The sequence below is a fragment of the Bifidobacterium tsurumiense genome (assembly GCF_000741765.1).
Taxonomy (GTDB): domain Bacteria; phylum Actinomycetota; class Actinomycetes; order Actinomycetales; family Bifidobacteriaceae; genus Bifidobacterium; species Bifidobacterium tsurumiense.
In genome coordinates this window covers 115,125-134,675 of sequence record NZ_JGZU01000009.1, presented here as the reverse complement: position 1 = coordinate 134,675, position 19,551 = coordinate 115,125, and the positions used below count along the sequence as shown (strand labels likewise).

General features: G+C 52.7%; 20 protein-coding genes, 5 tRNA genes and 1 pseudogene. 9 read left to right on the top strand and 17 right to left on the bottom strand.

Annotated elements, in window-relative coordinates; genetic code table 11:
* Positions 1-27 precede the first annotated feature (27 nt).
* Positions 28-678, bottom strand: a complete 651-nt coding sequence (pgsA, locus tag BITS_RS04805; protein ID WP_026641874.1) for a phosphatidylinositol phosphate synthase — start codon at positions 676-678, stop codon at positions 28-30.
* Positions 679-932: 254 nt separating this feature from the next.
* Entirely contained in the window at positions 933-2,963 is a 2,031-nt protein-coding gene (thrS, locus tag BITS_RS04800; protein ID WP_026641875.1) for a threonine--tRNA ligase, read from the bottom strand.
* A 220-nt stretch (positions 2,964-3,183) separates the two neighbouring features.
* Between thrS and BITS_RS04795 the strand changes: the two genes are divergently transcribed.
* From BITS_RS04795 to BITS_RS09095, 5 genes are all read left to right on the top strand, one after another.
* Positions 3,184-3,564, top strand: coding sequence for a DUF488 domain-containing protein (locus BITS_RS04795; protein WP_026641876.1), 381 nt, complete (start codon positions 3,184-3,186; stop codon positions 3,562-3,564).
* Between the two features lie 147 nt (positions 3,565-3,711).
* Complete coding sequence (locus BITS_RS04790; RefSeq protein WP_026641877.1) at positions 3,712-4,551, top strand: HAD-IIA family hydrolase; 840 nt, start codon at positions 3,712-3,714, stop codon at positions 4,549-4,551.
* Positions 4,552-4,770: 219 nt separating this feature from the next.
* Positions 4,771-6,270: a dihydrolipoyl dehydrogenase family protein gene (locus BITS_RS04785; RefSeq protein ID WP_026641878.1), complete on the top strand. Its 1,500-nt coding sequence runs from the start codon at positions 4,771-4,773 to the stop codon at positions 6,268-6,270.
* Between the two features lie 161 nt (positions 6,271-6,431).
* Entirely contained in the window at positions 6,432-6,638 is a 207-nt protein-coding gene (locus BITS_RS08710) for a hypothetical protein (protein ID WP_051264326.1), read from the top strand.
* A gap of 33 nt (positions 6,639-6,671) precedes the next feature.
* The gene (locus BITS_RS09095; protein WP_154568117.1) at positions 6,672-6,830 is read left to right on the top strand and encodes a hypothetical protein; all 159 of its coding nucleotides are present in this window, start codon (positions 6,672-6,674) and stop codon (positions 6,828-6,830) included.
* A gap of 198 nt (positions 6,831-7,028) precedes the next feature.
* On the opposite strand, the gene BITS_RS04775 is transcribed toward BITS_RS09095, so the two are convergent.
* From BITS_RS04775 to BITS_RS04760, 4 genes are all read right to left on the bottom strand, one after another.
* Positions 7,029-7,101 (bottom strand) — tRNA-Val (locus BITS_RS04775).
* Positions 7,102-7,133: 32 nt separating this feature from the next.
* A tRNA-Val gene (locus BITS_RS04770) sits at positions 7,134-7,205 on the bottom strand.
* A gap of 41 nt (positions 7,206-7,246) precedes the next feature.
* Positions 7,247-7,317: transfer RNA gene (locus BITS_RS04765), tRNA-Cys, on the bottom strand.
* A 28-nt stretch (positions 7,318-7,345) separates the two neighbouring features.
* Positions 7,346-7,418 (bottom strand) — tRNA-Gly (locus tag BITS_RS04760).
* Between the two features lie 283 nt (positions 7,419-7,701).
* Between BITS_RS04760 and BITS_RS04755 the strand changes: the two genes are divergently transcribed.
* The 3 genes from BITS_RS04755 (at position 7,702) to BITS_RS04745 (ending at position 9,557) form a co-directional block, all read left to right on the top strand.
* Positions 7,702-8,541, top strand: a complete 840-nt coding sequence (locus BITS_RS04755) for a PAC2 family protein (RefSeq protein WP_034533717.1) — start codon at positions 7,702-7,704, stop codon at positions 8,539-8,541.
* Between the two features lie 312 nt (positions 8,542-8,853).
* The gene (locus BITS_RS04750) at positions 8,854-9,321 is read left to right on the top strand and encodes a hypothetical protein (protein WP_051264327.1); all 468 of its coding nucleotides are present in this window, start codon (positions 8,854-8,856) and stop codon (positions 9,319-9,321) included.
* Between the two features lie 163 nt (positions 9,322-9,484).
* Positions 9,485-9,557, top strand: a tRNA-Gly gene (locus BITS_RS04745).
* A gap of 130 nt (positions 9,558-9,687) precedes the next feature.
* Here BITS_RS04745 and BITS_RS04740 read toward each other — a convergent pair.
* The 9 genes from BITS_RS04740 to BITS_RS04700 form a co-directional block, all read right to left on the bottom strand.
* A complete protein-coding gene (locus BITS_RS04740) occupies positions 9,688-10,527 on the bottom strand; it encodes a class I SAM-dependent methyltransferase (protein ID WP_026641880.1) in 840 nt (279 codons plus the stop codon).
* 287 nt (positions 10,528-10,814) lie between these two features.
* Complete coding sequence (locus BITS_RS04735; protein WP_026641881.1) at positions 10,815-11,324, bottom strand: hypothetical protein; 510 nt, start codon at positions 11,322-11,324, stop codon at positions 10,815-10,817.
* A gap of 13 nt (positions 11,325-11,337) precedes the next feature.
* Positions 11,338-11,937, bottom strand: a complete 600-nt coding sequence (locus tag BITS_RS04730) for a hypothetical protein (RefSeq protein ID WP_152571192.1) — start codon at positions 11,935-11,937, stop codon at positions 11,338-11,340.
* 15 nt (positions 11,938-11,952) lie between these two features.
* Positions 11,953-12,279, bottom strand: a complete 327-nt coding sequence (locus BITS_RS04725) for a family 20 glycosylhydrolase (RefSeq protein ID WP_044259510.1) — start codon at positions 12,277-12,279, stop codon at positions 11,953-11,955.
* Between the two features lie 6 nt (positions 12,280-12,285).
* Complete coding sequence (locus BITS_RS04720) at positions 12,286-12,582, bottom strand: hypothetical protein (RefSeq protein ID WP_152571193.1); 297 nt, start codon at positions 12,580-12,582, stop codon at positions 12,286-12,288.
* Positions 12,583-12,684: 102 nt separating this feature from the next.
* Positions 12,685-13,095, bottom strand: a complete 411-nt coding sequence (locus tag BITS_RS04715; RefSeq protein ID WP_026641884.1) for a family 20 glycosylhydrolase — start codon at positions 13,093-13,095, stop codon at positions 12,685-12,687.
* A 168-nt stretch (positions 13,096-13,263) separates the two neighbouring features.
* The gene (locus BITS_RS04710; RefSeq protein ID WP_152571194.1) at positions 13,264-13,482 is read right to left on the bottom strand and encodes a hypothetical protein; all 219 of its coding nucleotides are present in this window, start codon (positions 13,480-13,482) and stop codon (positions 13,264-13,266) included.
* Positions 13,483-13,493: 11 nt separating this feature from the next.
* The gene (locus tag BITS_RS04705) at positions 13,494-13,973 is read right to left on the bottom strand and encodes a discoidin domain-containing protein (protein ID WP_160249603.1); all 480 of its coding nucleotides are present in this window, start codon (positions 13,971-13,973) and stop codon (positions 13,494-13,496) included.
* Positions 13,974-14,537: 564 nt separating this feature from the next.
* A complete protein-coding gene (locus BITS_RS04700) occupies positions 14,538-15,410 on the bottom strand; it encodes an undecaprenyl-diphosphate phosphatase (protein ID WP_026641887.1) in 873 nt (290 codons plus the stop codon).
* A 103-nt stretch (positions 15,411-15,513) separates the two neighbouring features.
* Here BITS_RS04700 and BITS_RS04695 point away from each other — a divergent pair, with 103 nt between their 5' ends.
* The gene (locus tag BITS_RS04695) at positions 15,514-16,338 is read left to right on the top strand and encodes a fructosamine kinase family protein (RefSeq protein WP_338010653.1); all 825 of its coding nucleotides are present in this window, start codon (positions 15,514-15,516) and stop codon (positions 16,336-16,338) included.
* A gap of 384 nt (positions 16,339-16,722) precedes the next feature.
* On the opposite strand, the gene dnaJ is transcribed toward BITS_RS04695, so the two are convergent.
* Positions 16,723-17,874: a molecular chaperone DnaJ gene (dnaJ, locus tag BITS_RS04690; RefSeq protein ID WP_026641889.1), complete on the bottom strand. Its 1,152-nt coding sequence runs from the start codon at positions 17,872-17,874 to the stop codon at positions 16,723-16,725.
* Positions 17,875-18,392: 518 nt separating this feature from the next.
* Positions 18,393-19,304: pseudogene (gene hrcA, locus BITS_RS04685) on the bottom strand (heat-inducible transcriptional repressor HrcA); the annotation flags it as partial.
* Positions 19,305-19,551: the final 247 nt, after the last annotated feature.

Below are 19,551 nucleotides of genomic sequence, written 5' to 3'. Positions count from 1 at the left end.
TCGCCATAAGCGCTGTGGCTTGTCCGACTACTGCAGCTGACTGCGCACCACCATGATGCGCTGAATGACGGTAATCGTTCCCAGAGCGCATAGCAGGATCAAGGCCGCCGATAGCCACAGATCCTGACCGGACCAGTCGGCTATTGCCATGCCCAAGAGGATGATCAGCAATCTGTCCGCGCGCGCGGCAATCCCCTCTTTTGCCTCACAGCCCAGTGATTCCGCCCTCGCTCTGGCATACGAAGTGACAACGGAGGTCATAATGCCATAGAGTGCGGCAAACATGCCGATATAGGTGACCACTACGCCGGAGGTCCCCCACATATTGCCTGCGGCGTCGTGTCCCAGATCACCATGCATCACGAAATATATTTCCAAGCCAGCCAGCAGTGCCCAGTCCGCAATCCTGTCAAGCGTGGAATCAAGGAACGCCCCGAATCGAGTGCCCCCTGTTGTCAGAGCGGCGATGGAACCGTCCAAGGAATCAAAGAGCACCAGGAAGGTGAGGATCAGTGCGCCTGGAAACAGCCTGCCCGTTATGCCGGTAAGCAGTGCCACTACTATGGTGCCAATCGAACCGATAACCGTTACCGCATCGGCGGTCAATCCGATGGAAATCAATGCCTTCGCAATCGGTTCAATAAGACGCTTCAATGGTGCACGCAGATGTTCCAGCATGCCAGTCCTTTCGATGTATAGCACAGCATTGCCGATATCGAGTGTAGACCCAAACTTGGCGATTCAGGACATCCCAATGGCTTCATGGACGCTCAGACCTCTTCCGACCGTGCATGGCCCCCTGGAAATGTTGCATAAGGAAAGACAAGAAAAGGCGGCTGCCCGAATTTACCGGATAGTAAATTCAGACAACCGCCCGATGTCTTGCCGCCACGCATTGATCGCAATCAATAGCGCGTCCGTGCGTACTTCGACTACTTGGTAGCCTCAGTGAATTCATCGGCGGAATTCACCTGAACGCGCTTGTTGATAACCTCCAAGATCCATGCCTTGGCTTGATCAACAGGAACGCCGTTCAGTTGGCTACCGTCGCGGAAGCGGAAGCTCACTGCATTATTGTTGACATCCTCTTCGCCAGCGATAAGGGTGAATGGCACCTTGGACTTGGAAGCGTTGCGAATCTTCTTGCCGAAGCGATCATCTGAACGATCGATTTCGCAGCGCACCATATGGTCGCGCAGATCCTCCACGAAGGATTCCAGATGCGGGGCAAATTCATCCGCAACCGGAATCGCGGTCAGCTGTACAGGTGCAAGCCAAGCCGGGAACGCACCTGCATAATGCTCCAGCAAAATCGCGAAGAATCGTTCGATTGAACCGAAGAGCGCACGGTGAATCATCACAGGACGCTTGTGAGTGCCATCAGCTGCAATGTATTCCAACTGGAAACGCTCAGGAAGGTTGAAATCAAGCTGAATCGTGGAAACCTGCCAGGTGCGTCCAATGGCATCGCGTGCCTGCACGGAAATCTTAGGACCGTAGAACGCAGCTCCGCCCGGATCCGCAACCAGTTCAAGGCCGGAGTCCTTGGCAACCTCTGCCAGGGTGTTGGTCGCTTCCTCCCAGACTTCATCCGATCCGACGAACTTGTGTTCATCCTTGGTGGAAAGCTCAAGATAGAAGTCGTTGAGACCGAAGTCCTTGAGCAGTCCGAGCACGAAGTTGAGCAAGCTCTTGAGCTCATCCTTCATCTGCTCGCGCGTGCAATAGATATGGGAATCGTCCTGGGTCAAGCCACGCACACGGGTAAGGCCGTGCACCACACCGGACTTCTCATAGCGATACACAGTGCCGAACTCGAACAAACGCAAGGGCAGCTCACGATAGGAACGCTGACGGGACTTGAAAATCAGGTTATGCATCGGGCAGTTCATTGGCTTCAGGTAGTAATCGAAGCCCTGCTTGGTCACATTGCCATTCTCGTCACGCTCTTCATCCATGCGCATTGGCGGATACATGCCATCCTTGTACCACTGCAAATGGCCTGAAATCTCATACAGATTGCCCTTGGTGATATGAGGGGTCTGCACAAAGCTGTAGTGATGCTTGCGATGCGCTTCGCGGGAATAATCCTCCATCGCATTGATGATTGCGGCACCCTTTGGATGGAAGACAGCAAGTCCTGGTCCGATTTCCTCGGGGAAGGAGAAGAGATCCATTTCCTGACCCAGCTTGCGATGATCGCGCTTTGCAGCCTCTTCCATGCGCTGCACATATGCCTTGAGATCATCCTTGGTAGCGAAAGCAACGCCATAAATGCGCTGCAGCATGGGATTCGCCTCAGAACCGCGCCAGTACGCAGCGGCAGTTCGCTCCAACTTAAAGGCCTTGATGAATCTGGTGTTCGGCAGATGAGGTCCGCGGCACAGATCCTTCCACACCACATTGCCGTCACGATCCACATTGTCGTACATGCTCAATTCGCCCGTGGACACTTCTGTGGCCGCATCGGCATCGATCTCAGCTTCCTTCACGCCGATGAGCTCGAGCTTATAAGGCTGCTCGGCTTCCTCTGCACGCGCCTCGTCCTCGGTCACCACACGGCGGCGGAAGGACTGGGAGGACTTGATGATGCGCTGCATGCGCTTTTCAATATCCTTCAGATCCTCTGGAGTAAATGGCTCGGCGACGTCGAAGTCGTAGTAGAAGCCGTTATCAATAACCGGGCCGATGCCCAACTTGGCATCAGGACGGATTTCCTGAACCGCCTGAGCCATGACATGGGTTGCTGAATGGCGCATGATTGCAACGCCGTCTTCGCTATCCAATGCGATCGGTTCCACCGTGTCACCGTCGTGCAACGGTGTGTACAGATCACGGGGTTCACCGTTCAGTCGCACTGCGATGATGTTCTTGTCTTGTGCGAAGAGCTGCACGCCGGTTTGGCTGGCTTCCACCTCCTTCCGCTGTCCGTCGAGGATTATGGAGATGAGCTGTTCAGCCATGAGGTGTCCTTTGCTATCGGGGCCCGCGGTACCAATGTGCAGGCCTGGACGTTACGGATTATCGGTTTTCGGGGCAAGCCAAAACAGTTCGACTTGTTCTTTCCAACCAATGCATACCTTATGCGTGGATGGTGACAACACTCACATCCCGGGGCTTCCCTTTCGCCGATACGGATCTACCATGAAAATAGCTCGAACGCATCGATCCAAGGACAGGCTTATGACAGCACATGAACTTCGTATCAAACGCATATATGAAGAACCCGCAGACGATGACGGGACACGCATACTGGTGGACCGAGTATGGCCCCGTGGTGTTTCCAAGGAGCGAGCCGCCTTGGACCGATGGGCGAAGACGGAAATAACGCCGACACCTGAATTGCGCAAATGGTTCGGTCATAAACCTGAGCGTTTCGACGAGTTCCGTTCACGCTATGTGGAGGAACTCGATGCCAGACCCGAGGCTCAACAATTCGTTGAGGACGTGCGGGCGTTGTTGGCAACCCACAATGTGACCCTGTTATATGCGGCTAAGGATCCCCAATGCAACCATGCAATCATCTTGCTTGAGTGGATCAATGAGCGATTGAACCGCGATTGACACGCTCGCTTTGGCATGCTTTCTGGTTGCGGGTGTTGTGATATCTAGCAAACTCACAGGCAATCCACAAGAAACGGCTGTACGGATAGAATGGACGAAGGATATTGCTAAGGAATCCAATAATCCTCCGAAAGAAAGACGACCGAAATGATTGCACCAACAAATGACCCAATCGCCCTCGAGGATATGCCACCCATCTCCGCATGGATGACCGATATGGATGGCGTGCTTGTGAAGGAAAACCGAGCACTTCCAGGCTCCCAGGAGTTTTTGAGCGCACTGCGCGTACACGGTTGCCCATTCCTGGTTCTTACCAATAACTCAATCTTCACGAACCGTGATCTTTCTGCACGTCTTGCACGTTCGGGACTCGATGTTCCTGAGGATCATATCTGGACGAGTGCCAACGCGACGGCCGCTTTCCTGAAGCAACAATCACCACGCTCATCTGCGTATGTGATCGGTGAGGCCGGCCTGACCACTGCATTGCATGGAGCCGGATACATTATGACTGATGTCGATCCTGAATATGTGGTTTTGGGAGAAGTGCGGTCCTATGATTTTGCGGCGTTGACCCATGCCATTCGTTTGATCGAGAAGGGTGCGAAGTTCATCGCCACCAATCCCGATGTTTCCGGTCCTTCGGATCAGGGAACCTTGCCCGCCACAGGAGCCATCGCAGCGATGATTACCGCGGCAACCGGCAAGAAGCCATATTTCGTGGGCAAGCCGAATCCTGTGATGATCCGCGCAGGTTTGAATAAGATCGGGGTCCACTCAGAGAATGCGGCCATGATTGGTGACCGCATGGATACCGACGTACAAGCCGGTGTTGAAGCTGGTCTGCGCACATATTTGGTGCTTTCCGGTTCCACTTCGCGTGAACAAATCGCCAATTACCCATTCCGTCCATTCGACGTATTCGATGGTGTCGGCGATGCTGTCTCTCTCGTGCATGGTGCGCAGGAATACAATCAGAATAAGTAGGTCTAGGCCGAAAGTTCAACAATAATCAGTATTGGCTGAATCAGTTTAGAACAAACCGATCGAGGCCCCGGTGGATTGCCGCAATAACACGGATATTCACCGGGGTTTCATGTTCTTGCTGCGATTATCCTCGGCTGACTTAGCCAATGGCGAACGGGCAAAAACTCGGTAATCAGCTGTGACAACATCGCAAGCATGACACAAGCAACACAACAGAGAATGACTACCCTAGCAGCCGAGTCTGCTGAAGCTTCTGCTCACTCCTCCGCACTCTCCAATCCCGCGCACCCCCAAGGCGACCATGTCGATGAAGTATTTGATGTTGTTGTTATCGGCGGAGGTCCTGCCGGCGAAAATGCCGCACAATATGCCGTTCAAGGCACCGATATGACCGCAGCCATTATCGAAGGCGAAAAAATGGGCGGCGAATGCTCGTATTACGCATGCATGCCATCAAAGGCTTTGCTCCGACCCCTTGAGGTCGCAAATACTGCACGCCATTTGCCTGGGCTGACAGGGGCGGAAATTGATCGAGACGCTCTCCTCGCACGCAGGGATGATTGGGTTTCTCACTACGATGATGCAGGCCAAGTGAAATGGGCCGAAAGTGTCGATCTCGCGGTAATCCGCGGCTGGGCACAAATTATCGGCGAACGTCTTCTCGCTGTCGATGGCCCCGACGGCAGGAAAATCATCGAAGCACGCAAAGCTGTTATCATCGCCACCGGCTCACGGCCATCCATACCGGCAGTATTGCAGAACGTTGAACCTTGGGATTCACGCGATGTCACAGCCGTGACCGAGGTACCGGAACGTCTTGTGATTGTCGGCGGGGGCGTTGTGGCTTGCGAGGCGGCCACCTGGATGACCGCCTTGGGAAGCGATGTGACCATGTTGGTTCGCGGTGCTGAGCTACTCAAAGGACAGGAACCTTTCGCATCTGAAATAGTTTTGGATGCCCTGACAAAGCTTGGCGTACGCGTACTCACCAATACTCAGGCGAAATCAGCAACCCGCAAAGATGTTGAAACAACACCGGAACTTGGTAAGTTGCATGGCGGCACTGTGCATATCGAACTTGATGGCGATTCGATTGACGCCGATGAAATATTAGTCGCCACAGGACGCAAGCCTCTGCTGGAAAAGCTGAATCTTGAATCCATCGGTTTGACACCTGAAGACATCCTTCACGAGAACATGCCGGAATGGCTCTATGCCGTTGGAGATGCCAACGGAAAGGCACTCTTGACGCATATGGGCAAATATCAGGCACGCGTCATCGGCGAACGTATTGCCGATATCGCCGCAGGTCGGACGCCTGATGAAACCCCTGAGTTTGTTCCGGTTCCGCATGTTATCTTCACAGACCCACAGGTCGCATCCACGGGCTTTACAGAAGCTGCGGCTCGCAAATCCGGCATCGATGTGGTGACAACGGAGGTTCCATACACTGCTGCCGCAGGCGCCTCATTATTGCGCGATGGAGTACAGGGACGCGCCAAATTGGTCATCAACCGTGCCACAAACGCCATAGTGGGAGCCACATTCGTCGGCCCTGAGGCAGGTGAACTGATCCATTCGGCCACAATCGCCATAATTGGCGAAGTGCCGATCGAGCGTTTGCGCCATGCAGTGCCCTCATACCCCACCGCCAGTGAGATCTGGCTGAGGCTCATCGAAGCATTGCCACAGGAGGTCCTTCGCCCTCATCGTGCCTGATGCCGAAGAATCAAGTGAGGACACATGAATCGCCCCGTTGAGAAACGATATGAGATCGGTCACTCAACGGGGCGATTCATAGGAACGCGCTCAGCATTGATGTAATATCGAGAGGATCCGATTCGACTTGAAGCAGTCGGAATAACCTGCATTATGAGAATATGGCTACGACTATTCCCAGTAATTGGCATGAACATCACCGCGAAGACGGCGAACTACTCGGCTGGATATGCGAAGAACATGATGCATTCGCCCCCGTTGATCTTCTGGGCAGGATTGGACAGTTCGGTGATTGGCTCGCTGCTGAGCAAGCATTGGATTTACTGGGAATTGGGTGTTTGTCAGACTTGTATGCCTTGGAAACTTAATCCGGTGAATGGGTACGCGTCCGTATAGTAGAGGTGAGTTCGGCTTGCATCAAGGTCAAGGAAGATGATTTTGGCGATGCCACCGTGTCAACACCTGTCCACGAGCTGCCCTTCCCCGCTGGTTCACGACTTGTGCCATTTGATGAGGCCCCTGGGCAAGTGCTCAGCTCGAGCAGTGTGCTGGATGGATGAGATGTTTCGGCTCATGCAGGCGTTGTCGTAATGCGAAGAGCCTTTATTGCTAACACAAGAAGTATGAACCGTCCTCACTCTTTTTCCACTCACACCCCGCCACAATGTGAAGAGCCCCGTAACGCGACTGGTTCGCGCCAGAAATCATGGTCAGATAACAAAAGAGGTTCCCATCACCTGATGGAAACCCTCGGAATGTGGGTGATATAGGAATCGAACCTATGACCCCTTCCGTGTGAAGGAAGTGCGCTAGCCGCTGCGCCAATCACCCATATTCAGTTGTTGTGCGGAGAACTCCGCGAGTGGGCGATACAAGATTCGAACTTGTGACCCCTTCCGTGTCAGGGAAGTGCGCTACCTCTGCGCCAACCGCCCGGGTCTTCATAATGGAAACGAAACAAATCATCTCCATCACGAGGTGGGTACGAGAGTCGAACTCGTCTATACGGCTTTGCAGGCCGCTGCCTAACCGCTTGGCTAACCCACCGTAAGGTCGTCAACTCCTCGGACCTTAGAGCGGACAACGGGACTCGAACCCGCGCTCTCAACCTTGGCAAGGTCGCGCTTTACCAACTAAGCTATGTCCGCGTGTTTTCAGCTGCGTAACCGCTGCCGAAGCACGAGTAACTACTATAACGACATCCGCGCAATTTGCAAAATCAGCGTGTCGTACTGCAATACCTCGATTCCTGCTTGCATATCCCTAACTTGCCAACATTACTGTGCACAAACAGCCGATGCCGTGACACTGACGGTTGACAACACATAGCGTAAATATCGCAACAAGGCATCTGATATCGCAGCTGGCTCAACGATTCACCAAAAGGCATAAGTCCTGCTGAATTCTCCAACTCCCAGCTACATTGGAGATATGGAAACAGCAGGAAACGCACGGCGCACCTTCTTGATAGCCGCCTTTGAGGGATGGAATGACGCCTGTCAGGCTTCGACAGGAGTCATTCGTCATTTGATGTCGCACTACGAATCCCGCGAAGTGCGCCATATTCGATGTGACGGCTTCTATGACTATCAAAGCACCAGGCCCATGGTGTGCCACGTCACAGGTCGCCGCCGCATTCTGTGGCCTCAAACCACATTTTTTGCCATTGACATCAATCCTGAAACCCGCATTTATGCGCAAATCGCTCCCGAACCCAATTACCGTTGGATAGATTATTGCCGCACAAGCCTCCGCATAGCGGAGGAATTCGAAGTCACCGATATCGTCACACTGGGCTCCATGTTCGCGGAATGCCCTCATACCCGTCCGCTGCCGTTGGACGTATCTGATTCACATAAACAATGCGAGATGGACCGTGAATTTGACGGCCCCGTTGGTATTCCCACCGTTTTGGATGCCATCGCTCAAGAAGAAAACTTCTCCACTGCATCCATTTGGTCTTCGATCCCGCAATATTTAGGCGGTGATGATTGCGCACAGGCCACTCTGCAAATGCTTGACAGGCTCGCATTCATCCTCGGCACAGAACTTGACAAAGGCAACCTTCCTGTCAAGGCGGCTCAATGGAAGCATCAGGCCGAAGATATCACTGACAGCAGTGAAGACTTGGGCGAATATGTTCGCCATCTAGAGCATGAATACGATTTGAAAGCCCAGGCAAAGGCTATCGCCGGCGAAGGCGCCCCGAGAGCCGAGCAGCTCGTCAAAGAGGCGGAAGAATTCCTCAAGGATATGGGCAACTGCATGTAGAACGCATAGCAGGCCTGTTCGGGACGTTCATTCACGACTAGTGATGGACGTCCCGAATTGTTTTGAAACCACAACACATTGTGCATCACAAGATGTATTATTTCGTGCCTCCCCGCAGCCGCCCGTAACATCAATATCCATGTCCCAACCATTGAGTAACTTACCTCCGGAACATATTGGATTATCCGGCATACAGAGCGTGGTAGCTCTGCTAACACCGAGATCACGACCTCACCATGTCCAAACCTGTTAGAGCGGCATTGGCGAGATGTATGTACTCGGTGTCCGGATGGGAGAAATAGGAGGAATGCGATGAGCGAATCCGAAAATAAGACGGCAGAATCACAAAACACGCAACCCAAAAGCAAACTTAAGCTGATCATTGCTGTATGCGTGGTCGTAATCGTCATCGCAGTCGCTGCAGCATGGGGCTGGAACGCTTATCAGGCCAATGCGCTGAACACCGCTGAGGCGAACTGCGCCGAAGCATCCGAAACGACACGTGTCGCCCAAAACCAGTACAACGCATTGGTAAACGGCGACGCAGCAGACGCCAGCGAAATCACTGCCGATGAGGTCAAGGATGCCAGCACGGTTGAAAATCTCGCCAATCTCCTCAATGAGGAACCACCCACCTCGGGCACTTGCGCAGTCGATGGCGTTGATGCACTGAACGAGCAGGTCGGAGTGTACGAAACCTCCACCAAGTGGTACGGTGACCAGCTCAAGGCCTTGGAGCAGGCAGTTCAGGCAGTGAATGATTCAAAGATCTCTAAGTAATGGATCAACGACACATTCACCATCCATCTTCTGAGATTCAGTGATTTCAACGATTTTAAGGATGTGGCAGATATCGACACACCGCATTTGCGAGAGTCGGTATCTGCCACTACTCTTATCCAAGGTTCGTGAAGCTCATCACAGGTTGAACAGCATCACGTTCGCGGACATAGCTTAGTTGGTAAAGCGCGACCTTGCCAAGGTTGAGAGCGCGGGTTCGAGTCCCGTTGTCCGCTCCCTTCCCTCGTTTATCTTTCTCTCATGAATAGTCCTGGCTCACACATTCCCATTCCGGAAAGTCTGCTCGTTCAACCCTGAGTTCATTTCGTACAGGGAATCGAAATCGAAGTTTCGACTGTGCAAATATCACTTATGTGCGGCAATAGCAAATTGCAGAGGGATATGATTTTGCCCCTCCTTCAAGCGATATCGCCCACTGCCAACCTCTTCCATGAGATCCGGCCACGGACACCACGCGGAATACGTCGACTCTTCAAGATCATCAATGGTCAAACCAGCCTGAATAAGCGCTGAAACTATTTCTCCCAAGGAATGATTCCACTGGTGGTTACGCGTATGCTTGATTTTCGGCGAATCAGCGTAGGAGACATAGCTCTCCTCGTCATCCCAGGTCAAAGGCGATTCGGTCTGGAAATACGGATATGCCACCTTGAGCCCATTCGAGACGTCGTCATCTATGGTCATCATCATCGGGTGGTCATCACGAATGAAGAATGTGCTACCGCGTTTCATAAGCGAAGCGACCACTTTCGCCCATCCTGCGATATCAGGCAACCAACACAGCACTCCGAGCGACGTGTAAACGAGGTCAAATTCACCATCCACAGCTTGCCTGGCTTCATATACATTCGCATGGATGAATTCGATATCTTCCTGTGCTCGAGTCGCAATATAACGGGCATATTCCAAAGATTTCTCAGACAGATCCAATCCCACGACCCTATGCGCACCGCGCCTTGCAAAGCCAATCGTATCCACTCCCACGTGGCATTGAAGGTGCAAGACGTCTTTACCTCGTAAATCACCGAATCGTTCGATATCCTGAGCCAATTGCATACTGATGGCCTGAGGATCGGCGAGAAGCTCATTGACACCGCCATAATCCCCTGACATATGCGCTTGTGCACGGTCATCCCAATTGGCCTCGTTATCCTTGAAATATTGATCAGAAGACGCTGTTGTCATATCTGTTTCCCTATCGTCCCGTTTTGCAACGAACTGTGGTCAATACTAATGATGTCGAGTCTCAAATCACAATCGCATTGTTGAGAGGCGGTATTGCCACAAGTCAAAAAACGCCTCACACTTTATGACTACTGTGACGTATCACCGAGTAGCCCTAAAGTGCTTGGCGGTTCCTGTCTTTTCTTGCAAGTCACAATCCGAAGACTGTGACTCAATCCAAGGACTTGATACTTTCTGTAGGCTATGCCTCAGTCAGTGATTCTGGCCCGAATATTCCGATGACGGATTCAGGCCCGAGTACTCCGACGACGCAACATCACGCCACTGGCTGCCGCAAGTACCGCGAAGGCAAGTACCAGTCCTACCTCCGCACCGGTATTGGCCAATTGCTTATGACGCTTTTTGACAACCAATACCTTGTCATTAGCATCATTCGTGGTGTCGCCATTTTGATTCAAATCCTGGCCATCACCACTGCCATCACCATGACCGTTATTCGATCCTTGGCTGCCATCGGATCCGCCTTGCTGGTTGCCATCACCGGTTCCGGATCCCGGATCGGTTTCCGTTTGCTGCTCCACCACAGTGATATGAGCAACGACGTCATAGGTAACCAACGATTCGTCCGCCGCACAGGTGTTTGTCGCAGAATCAGCAGTGACACTCAGTGACTTGCTAGAAACTGTGACGACTCCCTTCACGTCGAAGGCGCCTGGCTTGGACAACAGTTGAGAGTCAAAATCATCCCATGACACGAGCTCATCGGTGACGGTATCGTCACTCCAACGTACCTTCAAGGTCTGGGAAGATTCAGCTTCTCCCCATATTGATCCTGAAATTCAGATCAGCATCATCGGCCTCAACACCCTTTGGCGTGACTTCAGTTTCGCCTTCGCCAGGTGTTGGACCCGTGGGATCGGTCGAGTCTGTGGGATCGGTTGGATCGGTTGGATCCGTGGGTTCGGTGTCACTGGCCTTGACCGTCACCACAGACAACGCAGCAACACTCACACCCGCTGTTCGAGCTGTTCCCGAGACCACACCCGTAGGATCAACAGAACCCTCCACTGCAATCGTCGCCTCACCTTCAGGCAAATCAGCAGGGATGGTTGCCATAACACGAACAAGAGAATTCATGATACGACCAGTCGTCGCATTCTCGTCGGTGTAATGGAATGAACGGGCAAGGTCGTATTCCAAGGGTGGAACATGTTCTTTCCCTGCGGAATCGGTGAGCTTTGCCGTCAATTTGATCTTGTTCAGTTCTTCTTGGGTCAATCCCTGGGCCGCCAGCAGTACAACTTCCTGAACGCTTGCAGACGAATCAAGCTCCTCCACAACCGTTGGGGCATATTCGCTTTTCCAACCACTCACTTCAGAAGCAAGATGGAAGGTGGCATCACGCATCATCAAATCGAGACCGCGCTACGGCAGACGTGAAGCGAAGTCAGCATAATTGCGCTGGCTCTGCGGAGTCCAACCGACTTCTGCGAGCGCATACAAACGCGGCAATGTCACGAATTGCATATCGTGTTCGGTGCGCAGGTGTTCGCTCCAGATGGCGCCTTCAACACCCAACATGCCCGATTCGGACACGCCCATTGCCGAGGTCGGATCCCAGTTGTAGAAGGTCTGCGTCGTGCATCCGCTGGGGAATGCCCAGTTCGGACCGCCAAGGTTCAGCACCTGGCTTCTGCGGGAAAACGCATTGCTGACCTTTGAAGCAATGATCTTGCCTCCACGCTCGTTCACCAGTTTTTACACGCCATCGAGATTGCCGTACCAGAACTGTCCAACGGTGCCTTCCGGCAAAGTCGACCACGCAGTGCTTGCAGCCTCGTTCCATACAATGGGGGTGAAATTCGCATCGGTGACGATCTTTGACACCTTTTGCATGTATTCCTGATAATCCGCACCGGTTACCGTTTCTGAATGCGCTTCGCTGCCGATATGCAGGTAGCTCTTCCCAACAGCGGGCAGTGCAGAATTTTGCGTACCGGTAATCACATCAACCGCCAGCTGATTCAATACCGTCCCCAAGAACTCATAGGTCACTTCGGAATTAGTGGCGAATGTGGTCTCGCTAATAGAGCGCGTCGGTCATTTCAGGAGCCGTGGTCTCCCTTTCCAATGGTTTTGGATTGGAGTTGCCGGTATTCACTGCGGTATGACACGCAAAGCGCTCAGAGAGTGTCCTGGACCATCGATTTCAAAGACCACTGCGATACCACGCGATGCCGCATAGCTCACCAAATCAACGAATTGTTGTCTGGTATAGAAACCGGTACGTCCATCAAGATGAGCCCACTTTGTGCGATCAGCCGACCATGAGGTATTGCCCGAGAAGCTGGTGAGTAGCGAATAGTCGATTCCGGAAGGGTTGTCTTCCGGAGTATCAATGGCGATGCGCCATCCTTCATCCTCCGAGAGATGCATATGCAGCACATTGAGCTTGGCAGAAGACATGATGTCAATGAGGTTCTTGACCTCGTCAACCTCATAGAAGGAACGTGCGGAATCGAGCAACAATCCACGCCATTCATACCGTAGCTTGTCCTGTATGGTCACTGCAGGAAGCGCAATCTACCCTGTAATCTGCTCAGGAGATTGCGCCCACGGTCCTGCAAGCTGAAGCAATGTCTGCACGCCCAGAGCACGCCCTGGCCGTTGCCTCCCACTATGGACACTGAGTCATTGCTCACAGTGAGTGCATATTCCTCACCGGCCAACGATGAGTCAGCAGATAAACCAGCCTTCCTCGCCTTCTTTCAGCGCCATACCGTATGAACGCGATAAGGCGGAAGGCAGTAATTCGGCTGTAGCGGTTTGACCACCAGAGGCAAGGCAGGTGTCTTGCCTCAACGTCAAGGCATCCACACCTTCGTTTTCGATCACAGATGCCGGCTTGGGAATAACCGTGGTTTCCACAGCAACGGGGATTTTCTCCGGCAGCACGCCATTGATGACTACTTCCCAAATGGAAAGCGACCACTGCTGAGATTTTGCGAATGTCTCGTTTTCATATATCGTCCCTGTGTCCCATCGGGAGGCTGGTGACTTACCGTGGACGCGCGTTCACCGGATAATCCGGTCAACACATTGGTCCACGATTGGCCGTCATTGGACACTTCGATGTTGTAATCGGCACCAAAGGTATTGCCCCATGCGATGTCAACCGACTTCAGGCTTGCACTGGCGCGAAGATCGTAGACAATCCGCACGTTATCCGCCCTGTTGGCGCTCCAACGCGAGGCGCCTATTGCGTTGTGCACGCTTGGCTGGCTTCCGTTCTCCGGCATGCCATTGCCGTCCGCAGTCAATTCCGGTCCCATTCGGTCGTCCACTTCGGTTCCCGAAGCAGTCACCACCGAATTCAATGCCAGATTTGATACCTGCGAAGAGTCCTCGTTGGTTTCAGATGCATTTTCCGCTTGCGCAGAAGCCACTATTCCTGAAATTGTCCCGAGACTCACCAGAAATGCAACAGCACATGCTGTCACTCTTCTCTTCCATATATTCTTCATCCTCATTGATGCCTTCACTCTAGATAGATATGATGCGTCACCAACCATTGAGGACGCCATAGTCCTCAAGATACGACAACACAGATTTACGATATCTAATTATGTTAGCTTTGTAAACAAATGGTGATGTTATGCAGTTCTTATATGCATTCGCCCGTTCACAGCTTTTATGTCCTAGTGAAATCTACGTATAAACGTTGCAATATAGCCACTCATTCATGACATGAATGGGTTTACATGGTCGAGTTTAAGACCTCATCCATTGCAGCGACATTATCGGCATCACTGAGCAAACACCGCCATAAATCGAAATAACCTGCAACAGTTAAGGCACTTATCAATTAGTGTTGCCTGCATTCATTGCGAATTTCTTGCCAGTATGAAAAACCTGCCATACTATAGAAAATCCCGCCAACCTGTGAAGGTGAGCGGGATAACATTGCATCTCAATAATTGCACGCCGATAGCCACGCGATCATGCAGCGTTTATGCCACTGCGGCAGTAGCAGGCAGAACCCCCGTAATAAGCAGCAATGCCACCACAACGGCCAATCCGATGCGATATACGGCAAATGCCTTGTATGAGAAAGTGGAAACGAATTTCAGGAAGCCGATGATCACGACATAACCCACAACGAAGCTCACCACCGTGGCCGCAATGGTTGCGCCCCAGCCTGGGAACATGGCATCTGCATTCACATCCTTCAACGCTTTGATCGCTTCCAGGATTCCTGCACCGAAAACAGCGGGGATCGCCATAAGGAAGCTCACGCGCACAGCGGACTCACGTGTATATCCCATGGCACGGCCAAAGGTGATCGTGCCTCCAGAGCGTGAAACACCTGGAATCAACGCCAGCATCTGTCCTACGCCAAACAATGCGGCATCCTTGACGTCCATCTCCTGGATCGTTTTGACCTGGCGAGAACGTGCGTCGACATACCACAGCAATACGCCGAATACCAGAAGGACGAAAACGGTAATCCACAGATTGCGCAGAGATGTTTCAATGGCATTTTGGAACAACAATCCGGCAATCACAATGGGCAGAGTGCCGACGATAATGTACCAGCCCAGAGCGGCATCCCTGTCCTTCGACCCCATGCGTTCCTGCCATGTCTTGCCATCCTTGCCGCCCAGGCAGCCGAACCAGTGAGTAAGAATGCGAATGATATCCTTGCGAAAATAGAGCAATACCGCAAGTTCGGTTCCCAACTGGATTATGGCAGTGAATGCCGCGCCTGGGTCAGAGCCAAGCATCAGATCGCCGATAATGCGTATATGTGCACTTGATGACACTGGGAGATATTCCGTAAGTGCCTGAACAAGGCCTAGCACTATTGCCTGGAAGAAATTCATAACCCCTCTTTATGGTTATTGTCCGAATATGACGTGTTAACAATATCGGATGCATAGATCATGCACATCCTGACAAAGCACATTGTCGCACAGCACACACACAATGAACTCAGGCCCATCCGTACAAGGAGGAAATATGGCTTCGTACCGCAAAAGCAGAGTGCATGCACCACAAGGTTTCTTTGCCTGTGAGGGTTTGGGACTTCGTTGGCTTGGCGAGGCTCATTCCCAGGGCGGTCCGCGGGTAGTCAAAGTGTTTGATTGGAGCGACGACTGGCTTGATATCGAACGCGTCAGCGCTGCCTCTCCGACTCCGAAAGCGGCATTTGAATTCGGGGCAGCTTTGGCTCATATGCACGATGCCGGCGCTCCATCGTTCGGCGCCGCTCCTGAAGGCTATGACGGAACCTGCTATTTCGGCCCTCTTCAGGATCCGGTTCCCATGGATACCGGCAACTGGTCCGACTGCATCACCTATCTGGCAGAAGGCCGGCTCCTTCCCATGGTAGACCTGGGCATTCGTCGCGGAACCCTGAATGCCGCCGATCTGGATCTAACCAATCGTGTGATTGACGCTCTGCCTCAATTATTGGGCAAAGCCAAGGATGACAAGCCTGCTCGCATTCACGGTGATTTGTGGAGCGGCAATGTGATGTGGACAGCGGATAGCGGCCAGGTGGAAGCGATTCTTATCGACCCGGCGGCGCACGGTGGACATCGCGAAGAGGATCTGGCAATGCTCCACCTCTTCGGCATGTCATATTTGACGCAGATTATCGAGGGATATCAAACCGTCCATCCATTGAAGGCAGGCTTTGAACAGCGAACCACGATATGGCAGCTGTATCCCATTGCGGGGCATTGCGTATTCTTCGGTGGCGGATATGTGAGCGAATACCGTTCAATGTGCCGTTCCCTGCTGGGATAGCCACGTTTGCGACATCGGCCCGCCGCGCTTGCGTCAATGCAGCGTATTCATTGCATCTGCTCGGTCATCGTGCCGCATATTAAGCCCTGAATTGCCGCACCGCAAGCACACACAGACACACTCAGACGCTTACGGTCGCTGTCGGATACTCATATCCACAGTAGGCACACGAATATCACGAAGGTTTCGGGTATCTCGCAATTCCCATATACGTTGCATTCAACTGAGATGCGGATGATCCTGAAAACTCAGCCGATTCATGTCGCCGGCAAAGGACCATAACAGTGTCGGCTGCCACACCGATGAAGGTCTGGCAGCCGACACTGATTGCAGATAATTAATCAATCCATTCGCGCAAACAGTGGCAAATGGCACGCACCCGGCTTAGCTCAAAGCATCCTTCAATTTGGAGAAGAAGCCTTTCTTCGCCCCGGTTGTCGGCTTGGAGCTCTGCGACACATGCTGCGCTTTGGCATCATGGCTTGCTGAGAATTGTTCCATCAAAGAACGTTCTTCATCGCTGAGCTTGGTTGGAATATGAATTCCCACATGGGCGATCAAATCACCGCGTTCGCCATTGGAACCGCGGAGCAATGTGACACCGAGCCCTTTCATGGGAATGGTATCCTCGGGCTGAGTTCCTGCGGGAATGCTCACCGTTTGTTTGCCATCAAAAGTGTCGATATCCAAATCGTGCCCGAGCACGGCCCAGCTCATAGGCACCTGGATCCAGCAATGCAGATTATTGCCTTCGCGCGTGAACTGCTTGTCCGGCTTTACGCGCACGTCAATATACAGGTCTCCAGCGGCACCGCCGCCTTCACCCACCTCACCTTGACTGGCCAAGCGCAAACGAGTGCCGTCATTGATTCCAGCCGGAATCGTGACACCGACCTCACGCTTCGTACGCACACGGCCATGCCCCATGCATGAAGGGCAAGGGTTGTTGATAATCGTGCCGTGACCTTCGCAGCGCTCGCATGGCGCGGAAGTCATCATCTGCCCCAACATGGTGCGCACGACCTTCTGCCTGAACCCTTGACCTTGGCAGTCAGGGCAGGTTACGGGTTTCTCTCCATTGGCGGAGCCGGATCCGGAACACTGCTGACACAATCCGAAAGTCGCAATATTCACGTTGGCGGTTCCACCGAATACTGCCGTTTTGAGATCGATGCTCGCGCTGGCCAGAGAATCACGACCAGGCTGGGTTCGAGGGGTCGGTCCTTGACCGCCGCCACCGAAAGCTCCACCAAAGAACTGTCCGAAGATATCGCCCATATCTCCCATATCGAATCCACCGGCGCCGAATCCGCCTGCTGAACGCGGATCGTTGGGATCTACACCGGAATCATACATTCGTCGTTTTTCTGCGTCCGACAGAACCTCGTATGCAGTATTGACTTCCTTGAACTTATCTTCATACTCGGCACCCGCAATATCTGGATGGTATTTGCGGCTCATCTTGCGGTAAGCCTTCTTGATTTCATCCTCGCTGGCCGATCGGTCAACGCCGAGCACTTCGTAATAATCTGCCACTGTGGTGTTTCCTTTATATTGTTGTTCGCGAGTTATTGTGCCATAAGGCTGGGTCAGCCGACCTTGTGTTGCATTATGAATTCACCGTTGCCACACAGCCGCGCAGAAACGACATTCGTCCTTGTTGAGCACCGTTATGCCTCGGATCCGCCGTCTTCATACGACATGAATGCCGTCAGATACCGAGCCACGGCCCGAACGGCAGCCATAGTAGCCGCATAATCCATATGCGTAGGCCCTATGGATCCCACAAAAGCCACCGGATGGCTGGCAGGAGTTTGCTTGCCGCCACTCTTCGGGCTCGTGTCTGCATCATCTGATGCATGGAATATCTGCGCGTCTCTGCTGCCAACCATGCCCTGTCCATCCTTCACAGGCGATTTATCAGAGCCGTCGAGATGTGCGGTCTTACTGTGCAAAGAAGCAGAATCATATTGATCCGCTGCGGCATTTTTTGAATGATGCATCTTTCGAGAGTCATCATCGATATCGTTTGCGATACGATCAACGCCCTCATTGGATGCATTGCCATATCCGCTGGTCACCACCGCCGCATTCAACAGGCCGGGCGTATGCGTTTCCGAGCCAATCGCAACTCCAACGCCTCTTGCATCCGTTCCTTCGCTTAAGGAGCTCATAAGACGCATGATCACCACTTGCTCCTCAAGCGCATCGAACAGCGGTGCCAAATCGGTGACAGGACGCTGATGCGCCAAGCGAGAGGTTCCTGCCATATACAGGTCACTGCTGCGTTCATCATCGGCCATACGCTCGAAAGCCCGTGCCACACCTTCAAATAACGGTTCTGTGACGGCATCGCCATGAATTCCCTGCATGCCACGCAACCGTCTGGCAGCCGTCATCAAGGACAAGCCATAGCAACGGGAGTTGATGACCGCGCCACACCGAGTCACCAGATCTTCATCCAAACCAGGACCGACCTCAATCATATGTTGGGCAACGCTTCCCGTATCAGTGATCACCACCACCAAAACCGTCACAGAGGAAACCGGGACGATCTCGATATGACGAATTGTGGAACGAGACAGCGCCGGGGAAGCGACGACGGCAACCTGTCCTGTAATGCTTGCCAATAGCCGTGCAGATCGCTGCAAAGTGTCTTGCAGACTTACCGCACCTTCAAGGAAACTCTTGATACCACGTCTTTGCGCAGGCGTAAGTGGGATCACGGTTGCCAAGCGATCCACAAAATAGCGGTAGCCCTTCTCTGTCGGAATGCGGCCAGCTGAAGTATGTGGCTGTTCGAGATACCCTTCGTCTTCCAATGCCGCCATGTCATTGCGAATGGTTGCAGAGCTCACGCCCAGACTGTGATCCTTGGCCAAAGCAGCGGATCCTACGGGTTCCTGCGACCGGATGTAGTCCTCCACCACCGCTCGCAAAACCAGCATTCGTCTCGACTGAGTCATGCCGACCTCCTTTGACTCTGTGGACCTTGGATGTGCTCATCGCAATCAGTGCTGCGATTGCATATTCCAGTTATGTATGGAATCTGTTCCTTAGCGTATGGGCATTCAGCACAATCGTCTGACCGATAGCATGTATGACCTACCCATTAACAACTGTGACTCCACGGCTCGCAAAATATGTTACACACCGGTTTAGCACTCCATGACGTTGAGTGCTAATCGCTTTCGTTCTCAGAATATATTGCCG

What these genes read in the sequence shown, in the direction of transcription:
- BITS_RS04730 (WP_152571192.1), bottom strand. Translation starts at nt 11,937, where the DNA reads ATGATGCGTGATGCCACCTTCCATCTTGCTTCTGAAGTGAGTGGTTGG.
- BITS_RS04790 (WP_026641877.1), top strand. Translation starts at nt 3,712, where the DNA reads ATGATTGCACCAACAAATGACCCAATCGCCCTCGAGGATATGCCACCC.
- thrS (WP_026641875.1), bottom strand. Translation starts at nt 2,963, where the DNA reads ATGGCTGAACAGCTCATCTCCATAATCCTCGACGGACAGCGGAAGGAG.
- BITS_RS04755 (WP_034533717.1), top strand. Translation starts at nt 7,702, where the DNA reads ATGGAAACAGCAGGAAACGCACGGCGCACCTTCTTGATAGCCGCCTTT.
- BITS_RS04700 (WP_026641887.1), bottom strand. Translation starts at nt 15,410, where the DNA reads ATGAATTTCTTCCAGGCAATAGTGCTAGGCCTTGTTCAGGCACTTACG.
- BITS_RS04785 (WP_026641878.1), top strand. Translation starts at nt 4,771, where the DNA reads ATGACTACCCTAGCAGCCGAGTCTGCTGAAGCTTCTGCTCACTCCTCC.
- pgsA (WP_026641874.1), bottom strand. Translation starts at nt 678, where the DNA reads ATGCTGGAACATCTGCGTGCACCATTGAAGCGTCTTATTGAACCGATT.
- BITS_RS04695 (WP_338010653.1), top strand. Translation starts at nt 15,514, where the DNA reads ATGAACTCAGGCCCATCCGTACAAGGAGGAAATATGGCTTCGTACCGC.
- BITS_RS04740 (WP_026641880.1), bottom strand. Translation starts at nt 10,527, where the DNA reads ATGACAACAGCGTCTTCTGATCAATATTTCAAGGATAACGAGGCCAAT.
- BITS_RS04795 (WP_026641876.1), top strand. Translation starts at nt 3,184, where the DNA reads ATGACAGCACATGAACTTCGTATCAAACGCATATATGAAGAACCCGCA.
- BITS_RS04750 (WP_051264327.1), top strand. Translation starts at nt 8,854, where the DNA reads ATGAGCGAATCCGAAAATAAGACGGCAGAATCACAAAACACGCAACCC.
- BITS_RS08710 (WP_051264326.1), top strand. Translation starts at nt 6,432, where the DNA reads ATGGCTACGACTATTCCCAGTAATTGGCATGAACATCACCGCGAAGAC.